The organism is Streptomyces ficellus (assembly GCF_030406405.1).
In the GTDB taxonomy this organism is placed as follows: Bacteria; Actinomycetota; Actinomycetes; order Streptomycetales; family Streptomycetaceae; genus Streptomyces; species Streptomyces ficellus_B.
In genome coordinates this window covers 96,801-107,989 of the sequence record NZ_JAUEPL010000005.1, presented here as the reverse complement: position 1 = coordinate 107,989, position 11,189 = coordinate 96,801, and the positions used below count along the sequence as shown (strand labels likewise).

11 protein-coding genes are annotated in these 11,189 nt (G+C 70.3%); 1 reads left to right on the top strand and 10 read right to left on the bottom strand.

Features of this window, described 5'->3' with window-relative positions; all coding sequences use genetic code 11:
* Positions 1 to 52: 52 nt before the first annotated feature.
* Positions 53 to 721: a response regulator gene (locus QWM81_RS05580; protein ID WP_290110389.1), complete on the top strand. Its 669-nt coding sequence runs from the start codon at positions 53 to 55 to the stop codon at positions 719 to 721.
* Positions 722 to 946: 225 nt separating this feature from the next.
* Here QWM81_RS05580 and QWM81_RS05575 read toward each other — a convergent pair whose 3' ends face one another.
* The 10 genes from QWM81_RS05575 to QWM81_RS05530 all read right to left on the bottom strand — a co-directional run bounded on the left by QWM81_RS05575 (position 947) and on the right by QWM81_RS05530 (position 11,180).
* Positions 947 to 2,128 (bottom strand): site-specific integrase, encoded by a 1,182-nt coding sequence (locus QWM81_RS05575; RefSeq protein WP_290110388.1) that lies wholly within the window; start codon positions 2,126 to 2,128, stop codon positions 947 to 949.
* A 69-nt stretch (positions 2,129 to 2,197) separates the two neighbouring features.
* A complete protein-coding gene (locus tag QWM81_RS05570; protein ID WP_290110387.1) occupies positions 2,198 to 2,416 on the bottom strand; it encodes a helix-turn-helix domain-containing protein in 219 nt (72 codons plus the stop codon).
* A gap of 175 nt (positions 2,417 to 2,591) precedes the next feature.
* Positions 2,592 to 3,857 (bottom strand): DUF3631 domain-containing protein, encoded by a 1,266-nt coding sequence (locus QWM81_RS05565; protein WP_290110386.1) that lies wholly within the window; start codon positions 3,855 to 3,857, stop codon positions 2,592 to 2,594.
* 346 nt (positions 3,858 to 4,203) lie between these two features.
* Entirely contained in the window at positions 4,204 to 5,097 is an 894-nt protein-coding gene (locus QWM81_RS05560; RefSeq protein WP_290110385.1) for a bifunctional DNA primase/polymerase, read from the bottom strand.
* Positions 5,094 to 5,822, bottom strand: a complete 729-nt coding sequence (locus QWM81_RS05555; RefSeq protein WP_290110384.1) for a DNA cytosine methyltransferase — start codon at positions 5,820 to 5,822, stop codon at positions 5,094 to 5,096. The genes QWM81_RS05560 and QWM81_RS05555 overlap by 4 nt, the downstream gene beginning before the upstream one ends.
* A gap of 85 nt (positions 5,823 to 5,907) precedes the next feature.
* The gene (locus QWM81_RS05550; RefSeq protein ID WP_290110383.1) at positions 5,908 to 6,195 is read right to left on the bottom strand and encodes a hypothetical protein; all 288 of its coding nucleotides are present in this window, start codon (positions 6,193 to 6,195) and stop codon (positions 5,908 to 5,910) included.
* A 12-nt stretch (positions 6,196 to 6,207) separates the two neighbouring features.
* A complete protein-coding gene (locus QWM81_RS05545) occupies positions 6,208 to 6,678 on the bottom strand; it encodes a hypothetical protein (RefSeq protein WP_290110382.1) in 471 nt (156 codons plus the stop codon).
* A 360-nt stretch (positions 6,679 to 7,038) separates the two neighbouring features.
* Complete coding sequence (locus tag QWM81_RS05540) at positions 7,039 to 9,144, bottom strand: hypothetical protein (protein WP_290110381.1); 2,106 nt, start codon at positions 9,142 to 9,144, stop codon at positions 7,039 to 7,041.
* Positions 9,145 to 9,146: 2 nt separating this feature from the next.
* On the bottom strand, positions 9,147 to 10,763 hold the full coding sequence (locus tag QWM81_RS05535) for a hypothetical protein (RefSeq protein ID WP_290110380.1): 1,617 nt from the start codon (positions 10,761 to 10,763) through the stop codon (positions 9,147 to 9,149).
* Positions 10,764 to 10,841: 78 nt separating this feature from the next.
* Positions 10,842 to 11,180: an RRQRL motif-containing zinc-binding protein gene (locus tag QWM81_RS05530; RefSeq protein WP_290110379.1), complete on the bottom strand. Its 339-nt coding sequence runs from the start codon at positions 11,178 to 11,180 to the stop codon at positions 10,842 to 10,844.
* Positions 11,181 to 11,189 lie beyond the last annotated feature (9 nt).

The window sequence follows — 11,189 nt, the reverse complement described above, 5'->3', positions numbered from 1 at the left end:
TCCGCAATCAACGGACGTTGTGGTCCTTGTGGTCGCGACCTAGCGTGGCGCCGTGACGAACGTGCTGGTGGTCGACGACGACTTCATGGTCGCCAAACTGCACAGCCGCTATGTGTCCGCGGTGGACGGTTTCACGGTCGTCGCGGTGGCGCACAGCGGTGCCGAGGCGCTGCGCGCGGCCGAGGCGCTCCGCCCCGACCTGGTGCTGCTGGACATCTACCTGCCCGACATGGACGGGATCAGCGTGCTGCGCGCCCTGCGGGCGGCGGGCCACGGCGTCGACGCGCTGTTCATCACGGCGGCCCGGGACGCGGGCACGGTCCGCTCGGCGCTGCGCGCCGGGGCCCTGCACTATCTGATCAAGCCGTTCAGCCAGGCGGCGCTGCGCGAACAGCTGCTGCACGTGGCATCGCTGCGCAGCCGCCTGGACACGCTGGACCAGGCGCGGCAGGAGGACGTCGACCAGATCTTCGGCACCCGCCCGCCCGGCTCCCGCGAGCTCCCCAAGGGCCTGGCCGCGCACACGGCCGACCTGGTGGAGCGCATCCTGCGCGACCATCCCGCGGGCCTGTCGGCCACGGAGTGCGCCGAGGCGGGCTCCCTCTCCCGCGTGAGCGCCCGCCGCTACCTGGAGTACTTCGCGGAAACGGGCCGCGCCGAGGTCTCGCTCCGCTACGGCGGCACGGGCCGCCCGGAACGGCGGTACCGGCGGGTGGGGTGACCTGCGTGGGGGTCCACCGTCCTGGGGGCCCGGCGGCGACACCGGCAGCGGCATCCGGGTGTGCTTTCTGAGCGGCCTCTTAGCGTCGCCTTAAGCGACGCGCGGCACGACCACCCTTGTGCCGTTGCAGGTCGGGGCGTGTACGGCCGACAGCCCAGTACTGGGATCCTCGGGCCGGGGAGCCAAAGGGGGAGCCACGGCTCCGCTCAGCTCCCCCACGGGCGCCTACGGGTTAGCAACTCCCCCGCCATCAAAGATGTCGTCCATGGCTTCGGCTCCCTCCGTGATGACGGGCCGCAACTGCTTACGGTAGACAGTCTCCGTAACGATCGTGGTGCTGTGACCGACGACTCGCGCGATCACTTCGATCGGGATCCCGTGATCGGAGAGCAGTGAAACGAAGCTGTGCCGCAGCTCTCGCGGTGTCCACTTCTCGGGCTGGTCGAAGCCGGCGCGCCGCAGCAGCGCTCGGAAGCTCCGCCGAACCTGGTCCGCAGTGCGTTGATCGCCGCTGTCTGTCCCGAACACGAACCCCTCTGGGTCCCAGGCCAGCCCAAGGGCCTCTCTCCTTCGTCGCTGCTCGGCCCGATGCTCTTTGAGCACGGTGACGACCTGTCGCGGCACCGCCAGGGTTCGCCGACTTTTACGCGTCTTCATCTCGCCCCGCCGGCGCACGGACCGCCACACCTCAATGTGCGGCACCACTCCCTCAGCAGGCGAAAGATGCACGTGGTTCCACTTGAGTGGCCTCACCTCCTCTGTACGGATTCCTACGAGCAGCGACACAACGACATAGGCATGGATCCAGCTCCCCTCTGCGGGGCCGGACAGGACAGCCTTCGCCTGCTCCAGCGTCAAAGATTTACTGGGGCGGCCGACCTGACCTTCGGGAGTCTCGACCAACTCCGCCACGTTCCGGGAGACCTTGTCATGCCGTTGTGCGTGTGTGATGGATCGCCGCAAAATCGAATGCACCATCGCGAGTGAACTAGTGGCTAGCACTTCCGACTGTTCGTCGAGCCAGCAATCAACTGCGTCAGCCGACAAGTCACGCAGCTTCGCCTTGCCGAGATCCGCAATGACGTGATTGTCCGCGAGGCTGCGATAGGTGCTGATGCTGTTGGGGTCCCTTCCTTTAAGCCCCTTGGCCAGCCAGTCATTTACTGCCTGGCCCACCGTGTACTGGGCCGATGACTTGGCACCCGACTGCTTCAGCTCAGCTCGAAGCTCTCGCAGCTTGGCACGTACTTCGGTCTTGGTCTTGCCTGACACCTTGGGACGCTTTCGCTTGCCAGCCGGGGTGTACCCCAATGAAATGGCGCCCACGTATCGATTCTTGGAGGCGTCCCAGTAGATCGAATCTTCACCATTTGCCGCCTTACGGGGGCGACCGGCGGTCTCACTCATGAGGATTCCCTGTGGTTGCGTAAGTGTGGGGCTGGACCGATACCGGTCCAGCCCCACATGGGGAATTGGTCAGGATGCCGTCGTTTCCGACTCACGCTTGAGCAGGTCGACGTATTCGTCGATGTACTCCGTGGGCACCAGCCGACGACGCCCAAGCCGGACTGTGCGCAGCCGCCCAAGGCGGATCTGTTCGTAGATGACTGTGCGCTTCACTCCCAGCAGCTCGGCCGCAGCCTCGACACGGTGAAGCCGGGGCTGGACCGTGGAGGCGGCAGGGACCCTTTCCATCTGTCCATGGCTCCTTCGGTGCTGTTTCAGAGGGGGTGCTCCCTCCTGGTGGATCCGCAACATCCGCCACGCCGCAACATTGCTGGTCAGCGTCCTAAATCTGTGGCGGATGCCGGTTCTGTTGCGGATAGGTGCCGCCACGCGGAGGCGTGGCGGCACCTGTCGGTGGGGCTGGTCAGCCGACGATGCGGAGTTGGCGTGTGTCGGTTTCCGCGAACATGTGGCGGCCCTCGGAACCGTCTTCCGCCACAGATTCGCCCTCGTTGACCTGCGGTGTTGCGGCTGTTGCGGATGTTGCGGATTCTCCGGGGTCCGGGGGGCAGTAGCGGGCCCAGGCGTCGCTGAGATCCTCCGCGTAGTAGCCCTTCGGGGTCGCGCTGCCGACGCGGATCCCACGGGGCTTGATCGGGGTGTTGTCGGGCCGCACGTACTGGCTCAGGAGCTTGGACAGGGCGCGAGCGGTGAGCGGCTTGCTGCTCTGTCCGTCCTCGCTCAGGTCGGACCAGGGAGCGTCATCGAGCTGGAGGAGGACTTCCAGGATGGCGGCGGTGGGCATGCGGTCCACGCCGCAGAACACGCGGTCACGCAGGTCCGTGAGCAGCTTGACGCCGAGGGAGGCCTGGTCGCCTTCGGATGCGGCCTTGATGAGTGCGACGCACGCTGTGCGGGCCCGCTCGGGCCAGTGCCCGCCGGCCGCGTCCGCGACCGCGAGCAGCGGCTCCCATACGTCCGCGGGTCGGTCCGTGACGCCCTCGGGCATCTCCGGCCATGCGTTCGCGATCTGGTCATGAATGGTGGCTGTCCACTCCGCGAGCCGGTCCCGCAGCGCGTGGCCCTGCTTTTCGTGGACGCGGCGCCGGTAGGGCTCGCACTTCTCGTTGGGAGCCTTCTTGCGCATGCGGATGATGACGGAGCGGGTCAGGATCGTGTCGGGCAGCGAGCCGAGACCGGCCATGGCGACCGCGCAGAACGAGTCGAACCAGCCTGCCTTCTGCTCGGATCCCTCTCCCACGCAGCGCAGGGACTTCGCGCCACGCCGGTAGCCGGAGTTGAGGAACCCGCGGACCTCTTCGTTCCCGCCGGCCTTCGGTCCAAAGACGGTATCGATCTCGTCGAACAGCAGCGTCGGCGTTCCCGCATCCGCCGCCACCAGCCGGAACAAGGCGTTGGCTGAGGCGTTGACGGTGGTCGCGGACCGAGGGGTGAGCGTCTCGATGATCTCCAGCGCGCGGGACTTTCCGGACCCGGGTTCGGGGCTCAGGAAGGCGATGCGGGCGGTCCCGTCGAGTGCGTCGATGAGGTGGGCGTGGGCGTCCCACAGCGTGACGGCGACGTATGCGTGTTCGGTCGGGAAGACGTTGAAGCGGCGGTGGAAGGCTTCCACCTCGTCGAGCAGGGCCGCTCCGTCGATGGACGGCGCGGGCTGGTTGGTGCTGGTCATGCGGCGGTCCTCCCTTCCTGGGAAGCGGTACGAAGGGGGCAGGGGGCTCGGTGGGCGGTGTGCTCCTCGATGAGGGCGAGCACCTTGGTGTGTCCGACGGCGCTGCGGTCCCGTCCGCACACGCACGACGACGTGGCGGTTGGGACCGTGCCGCGTCCGGGTGCGGTGACCCGCAGCAGGGCGACGATCTGGCGCCCGTCGCCCGGGTGCGGGTCAGAGCCAAGAGCAGAAGGGACGCCTTCGGCGACGCCCCTTCGGTCGCCCACGGCCGCCGGTAGCGTGCCCCGTTCGGCGGCGTGCGGCCGGTCCGTGGTCGGGGCCAGGCTCTTAGAGGGCGGGGGCGGGGTCATGCGGGCCGCCTGGGACTGTTGTGGGCGATCGACCAGTCCAGCCCACGCCGGATCACGTCGTCGTAGTAGCGCTCCGGCTGTGTGGCATTGCCGGCCGCCGCCCTACTAAGAGCCTCCTCGACTTCCGCGCGGGTCAGGTCGCCGGTGGCGATCAGCCGCCCGAGGGCTCGTGCGGCTCGCAGCAGGGTGTGGTTGCGGGTGCCGTCGGCTGCGGTAGCGACCGCCTGGGTCTCATTGCGCAGTGCTGCGGCGGCATACCGCGAGGCGCTGGTGGCCAGCGGCACCGGGCCCGGCTGCGGCGTCCGGCGCGGGCCCTGGAGCGCCTCGCACAGCCAGCCGGGCAGCGGGGCGACGGGCCGGTCGTCCACCACCACGTACGAGCCACCGGGCGTGATACTGCCTGGGGCGACGACATACCCACCACCGGCCCGGGTGTCGACCAGCGGGGCGAGCGTGCCGGCCGTGTTCGTCAGCCGAACCCCGGGCGGTGCTGTGAAGTACAGATGCATGCCCCCGCTCGCAGTCCGCACGGTGCGGGTGGTCGGGACGCGCTGCCCGGCGCGCTCGCAGAGCGCCTTGAAGGTCGTCACGCCGCTAGGCGTGTCCGAACTGCTGTTGTTCTTCGGCATGTCCAGGTCGATCACCAGCAGCCCGCTGGGGCCGGTGGCGATCCCGACGTTGAACGGCCGGCCGCACCACGCGCGGTGGATGCGGGCAGGGTCGGTGGTGGCGCGCTCCTCCCACTTGCGGTGCCCGCTGGCGCACTCACCAGTGCGGGGACACCGCTCCTCTCCGTGCAGCGCGGGGCGCTTGCTGCCCGGACGGAGCGGGAAGACGTGCCAGCCGCGTTCGGCTGCGTCCAGCGCTGCACGCAGCAGGTGGTTGTTCATGCGGCCACCGTCCAGGGCCTCAGGCTGGTGAGCGCAGCCTTGCCGATGTGCTGGGTGTAGGCGGGCGGGATGGCCTCGGTCAGCTCCTCGCGGACGTCGGTCCACGTGATGCCCATGGCGGTCTGCATCTCCGGCACCGTGGCCTTACCGCCACCGTCCCCGTACGGGGCGACGTAGGGGCCGTCACGGTAGACGCCGTGTCGGTAGCCGCGCACGTAGCCCCGGTGCCGGGGGTGCTTCGGCTGCTCGGTGGTCCAGCGGCCGAGTTCGAAGTTCCGGTGTCGCAGCACTCCGAGCCCGAACATCTCGCCGCACAGCCACAGGTCTTTGCGGATCTTCGCTCGGCCGTTGGGCTGCTCGATCACGTACGGCAGCCCCGTAACGTCCAGCAGAGCGCGAGTCGGGGCGACCAGGTCGACATGGGTGCGGCCCCAGCCTTGGGACCGGTTCGTGCCCACACTCAGCGCGCACTTGGCCTGACAGGGTGGAGAGGCGTGTACGAACGCGTACCGCTCGATCTCCCCCGACACGATCAGCGCGGCCAGGTACTCCAAGGCGTCGCCCTGGTACAGGGGGAAGGGGTAGTTGGGTCGGGGCGCGATGTCGACGCCGGTGACGTCGAACCCGGCGCGGTGGTAGCCCATGGCGGCGCCGCCGGCGCACGAGTACAGGTCCAGCAGTAACGGCCGGGGGCCGTCTCGCCGGATGGGGATCGGGTGAGTCATTCTGGAGGTCTCCAGTTCTGTAGAGAGTGCTGGCAGGCGAGGGCGGCCCGAGGCTTTGGCGAGACGCGGGCCGCCTTCGGCGTTGTCAGAACGGCGGTTCGTCGCTGTGGTCGCTGGTGGCCCACGGGTCGGGGATGGTGCGGCGGCGGAGGCGGGGCAGGCGCGGGAGGGGCAGCACCGTCCAGCGGCGCTGTTCGTCCCAGCAGGGGCAGGGCTCCCAGTTGGTGCCCTCGTACTCGCCGGTTTCGGGGTGGCCGTAGTCGCGGTTGTGGCCTCCCTCCCCGCCGCACGCCCAGCAGTCGGGGCGGGGGGTGTCGGCGAGGATGAGGGCGCGTCGGGGCCAGATGACATGGCGGATGCGCAGGCGCGGCATCGGCGGGGCTCCTCAGTGGTGGTTGATGGTTCCGCTCGCACGGCCGAACAGGCCGGTGGCAGTGATGTTCTGCGTGATGTACGCCGGTCCGCCCTTGCCTCCTCGTCGGCAGGCGCCGAGGAGGACCGGGAGGGCGACGGCGCCGGCAGCGATGAGGGCGACGGCGGCCCACAGGGCGTGACTCATGGCGATCAGTCCCGGTGCGGCGTAGGAGAGGCCGATACCGGCGGCCGCGATGCCGCCGCCGATCGTCGGCGTGAGCAAAGCCGTGGTCTTGGCCCAGGTCGGGACCGGCCGCGCGGCGACCGGCTGCGCCACCGGCGCCATGGCCGGGGGCTGGACGTAGGCGAGGGTCCGCATCCCGTTGGGGAGGGTGACCCAGTCGACCCCGGGCGGGATCTCGTCCGGCAGCATCACCGGGCGCGGTATCGGCTGCGGCAGTCCGGTCAGGGCGGTGATCTCGTACGGGTTGTCGGAGTCCACAACGTGGTCCCTTCAACAGCTCGGGCAGCACCCCGTGGTGGGGTGCTGCCCGGTGCTCGGCTTGTCGTGTCGCTTGTCGTGTCGCTTGTCGCTTGTCTTGTCTTGTCGCTTGTCGCCTTGCAGGTCAAAGCCCGTTTCCGGTCCCCACGGGGCAGCCCAGCGGCCTTCGAGCCGCCGGGGCGACAAGCCGACAGCAGGTCATCTCTCGGGGCGTTGTCAGTGGCTCCGGTTACTGTGCGGAGCGTTGGGCCGGAACGGAGATCGTTAGGGACTCGCGGCCATGGGGGGTGGGTGTGGAAGGTCCCCGGCAGCCAGCTCGGGACTGGATTTGGTATCCGTGTCCCCACCCCCCACCTCTGCTCACGGGGCCTCGGGGGCGTGGCGGTGGTGCACGTAGCGGGTCTTGGTGCCCTCACCGACCCGCACCGCGATCCCCTCTTCCGCCCACGTCTTGAGCCAGCCGACGACCGTCTGCCGGGTGGTGCCGTGCTCGTCCGCGAGTGCGCGGGCGATCGCGGACGCCCCCGTGCCCTCCGGCCCGGCGGCCAGCAGCACCGCAAGTGCGGCTTCCTTGGCGGCGTTGTCCTCGCTGCGGAGCGCGGACAGGTTCAGCCCCGCCGTGGGCGGCTTCCCAGACGACGGAGCGTCCGTGCCGGGCTCGGGAGCGGTGGCGAACTGGGCGTCGATCTGCTCCCGGAACTTCCGCGCCAGCGCCTCCTCGTCCGTCTCCACGACGGGCGTCCGTTCGTCACGCAGGGCGGACAGGTTCAGCCCGCCCGCCAGGTAGCCCGAAGTTGGGGTCTGCGGTTCGGCCGGCGTGCTGCTGAGAGTGTCGTCGCGCATCCATGCGGTGCGAGCCATGTCCCAGCGGCGCGCGTAGTCCGGCCCGGCGGCCTTGGCCGACACGGCGTCCAGGGTGGGGTGCCGGTCGGAGGTGGCGGCGACGATGTCGCGGATCTGGTTGGGCAGGATCCGCCACGACTTGAACAGCCCTGCCGGTGACTCGGGGGTGCCCATGAACCCTGACCCCTTGTAGGGGGCTTGGTCGACGCGCAGGCCGCGTGAGCCGGGGAACTGCTTGCTCAGGTCCATGCCTTCGGTCTCGCCACCGGTCAGCGCGACACGGACTTTGGCTTCGCGGCGGATCATCAGGTTTCCCAGGACCGACCCGGTCGCCCCGAGAGCGGTCAGGACGGTGCGGATGCCCATGGCGCGGGCGATCCGGATCACTTCCAGGATCTTGGCTGCCAGGGCCCGTGAGGGCTTGTCCGGCGCGGCGAGGATCTCCGCCCCCTCGTCGATCACGAGCATGATCTGAGGGATCCGGTCGCTGATGGGCAGCAGGTCCGTGTTCGCCTGGGACATCAGGTCCTGGTAGGCCATCTTGCGGTGCTTGGCGATCCGCACCGCCGCATCCAGCATCGCCATGGCTTCCTCGTGGGAGGCGGCCAGCCAGTCAATGCCCGGTCGCATGCCGTCGGTGGTCTGGCCGCTGGATTCGAGTGCGGGCCGTACCCACGGCAGGCCGGCAGACCCGGCGTTGAGGTCGATGACCCAGGTGAGGACGTCGGTGGTGCGGGCGAACCCCGCGAGGATCGTGTGGACCATGTTCGTCTTGCCCGACCCCGTGGGCCCCACGACGAGCGCGCACTGTTCGCGGAGGTAGGCGCGGATCTCGTCCGCGTTCGTCCGAAGGCCCCACGGGATGCCGGTGTGCAGGGACAGGGGGCTGTAGTCGGCGGGGTAGGTGATTTCGGCTTCGAGGACGTTGACTGTGGTCACGTCGATCAGGACGCGGCCCTGGTCGATGCCCTGGGAGGCGGTGGCGGTGCAGCCGTGCGGCAGGCGGGCATCAGCGGACAGGCGGGCGGCTTCGCGGGCGATGCGGTCGTAGGTGGTGCCGCCCGCGGGGAGTTCGGCGTCGATGGTGAATCCGGTGCCGGTGGGCCACATCTCCACCGCCACCACCCGCACCGTGATCCCGCACACCCGCTGGATACGGTCCACCCACTCAGCAGCGATCGCCCGCCGCTCGGTGGACAGTTCACGAGCGACCTGCCGTTCAGCGGCGGCGATGGCCTCCAGCTCGCGCGCCTCCTCGTACAGCAGCGTGGCGCGAGCGGCGGCCCCCATGCCGACCCCGATGGTGGCCAGTGACCCGAGCGCGGCCCAGGACAGCGGGCCGGTGGTCATGGCCCACGTCGTCCAACCCGCCCCAACGAGCCACGATGCGGCCCGCATGGAGACGGTGCGAGCGGAGAGGCGGTCGCGGAGGCTGGTGATGGTGTGGCCGATCGCACCGGCCGTGCCGATGGCGAGTGCCCAGGTGGGGGGCATGCCGGTGGCGGCTCCAGTGGTGGCGACGGCGAAGGCTCCGGTGGTGGCGGACAGAGCGCCGGTCACGGGTCCGTGACCGGCGCTGTAGTCCCACACCGGCCCGGTGTTGGCCTGTGTGTTGGTGGTCATGGTCAGACGTTCCAGCCCTTCTCTGCCTGGTGGCCGTTGCGGGGGTCCTCGTGGCGGGCGATGTCCTGGGCGTGCACGTTGCGGAACAGCGGTCCCATGTCCTCCGCCACGGCGACGGCGGCCATGACGGCGCCGAAGGCGTCGTTGAACGAGCCCGCCACTTCCTTCTCCAGCGGGAACTCGCTGTCGGACCGCTCCGCGAGGATCTTCATCACGTTCGCCACGCTGGTCAGCGCTGCCGGCAGGCCTTCGACCATGGAGAGGATCTCCATGCAGCCGTCGGGGTCGTAGTTGCTGGCGGCGGCTTCCATCTCCGCCGCGTAGTCCTCGAACCGGAAACCAGACACGCTCTCTCCCTCACTAGCGGGCGTGGGTGTGGTGGGTGCGGCAGGGAGCAGACCGGCCGGGCGCTCGACCGTGTCCCCGATGTGCTCGGTGCCGTCGTCCTCGGCTTCCGCGTCGGCGGCGGCCTCCTCGTCCTGCTGCGCGTCGCGAATTGCCTGATCGCGGGCCGTGCGCTGGTCGCGTGCGGCCTTCATCAGGCGGGCGTAGAGGCGGCGGCCGGGGTTTTGCAGCCAGGCCCACCGCAGCTTGCGGCCGAGCGGCGTGGTGATGAGACCGACCAGCCCGAGCGCGCCGGCCAGCAGCGCAGCCAGCAGGCGGCGACCCTGGAACCGCGCGGCGGACCGCCACAGCGCCTTGCGGGCACGCTTGCGGGCGGGGGCCTTGCGTACCGCTGAACGCTGCTGGGCGACCGTGCCGCCGGTCTGCTGGTCACGCGTCTTACGGGCGCGGTCCACAGCGGCCCGGCGCATGGCCCCGGCCTTGTTCAGCCCTGCCGCGACCGCCCGGCCGACCATGCCCTTCTTCGCGGCCCCGGTGGTGCGGGCCTGCTGTTTGGCGTCCCGCCGGGCGTCGGCGATCTGGCGGCGGGCGGCGGTGGTCTGGGCTCGCTGCGCGGCACGCGACGGCGCCGTGGAGCGGGCCGCGTCCCGCAGCGCCTTGATCTGCCCGACCCGGCCACCGCGAGCCTTACCCGGCGCTGTCGAGGACAGGCCGGCTGCGCGGGCGAGACCGCTCCTTCCACCCCGGGAAGACGAGGGCTTTCCCAGGCTGGAAGGCGTGGCGAAGCGGCGGCCGGACGTACCCCGACCACCGGAGACACTTCCCACATTGCCTCGACTGCGACCAGCGGCCTTAGTGGCGCCGGCGTTCCCGTTACGGGACTGAGAGGGCACCGCCCGGGACAGCCCCCGACGCATCCCAGCGCGGGCGGAAGCGCCTTGCAGCGTCGAGGACCGGGTGCTGCGGCCGGTCGCGCTCCCGCGCTTGGTCTGCTGGCGGCTCTTGCGCGTGGCGGCGGCCGTGCCGAGGACGACCGCGCCGGTCGCGGCGAGAGCCAGGGCGACCGGGCCGCCGACCAGGGATGCGGTGGCCAGCAGGGAGGCCGTGGTGTTCGTGCCCGTCACCGCGAGGGGCACGACCGGCCACCCGCCCGGCGTGTGCTCCACCTCGACCGGCGCCGGTGCGGCGGCCGTGGGCTCAGGCTGCGGGGGCGGTGCGGTGGTGTCCGGCGGGGCTTCCGGGCCCGCTACCGGAGTGAGGGTGGTGTCCGTCATGCTGGGCTTCTCCCTTCGGGAGGTCAGGGGCCCGGACGCACTGCTTTGGCCGGCAGCGTCCGGGCCTTACGCGTAAGTTCAGGCAGCGCGCTGTTCCTCGCGGGCAATGCAGGACCCGCACATGCCGTGCGAGCGCGGGATGCGATACCCGACGTCACGGCGGCAGTTAGGGCAGATCTGCTGAGCGGCGTTCGCCTTGCGGAGCGCGGCCCAGCGAGCCGGGGTCATCGGCCGTACGGGCTTGGCCTGGTCGATCCGGTACAGGTAGGCGACCAGCGGACCCCGGCGGCGGCGCGGGCGTTCGAGCTGGGCGGCGACGTCTTGGCCACCGGGCCGAAGCCCCATCGCCCGCAGCTGGCGGTAGGTGGCGTAGCCGTCGGGAGCAAGCCGCCACCGGAACACCGGCAGTGGGCTCACGACGTCACC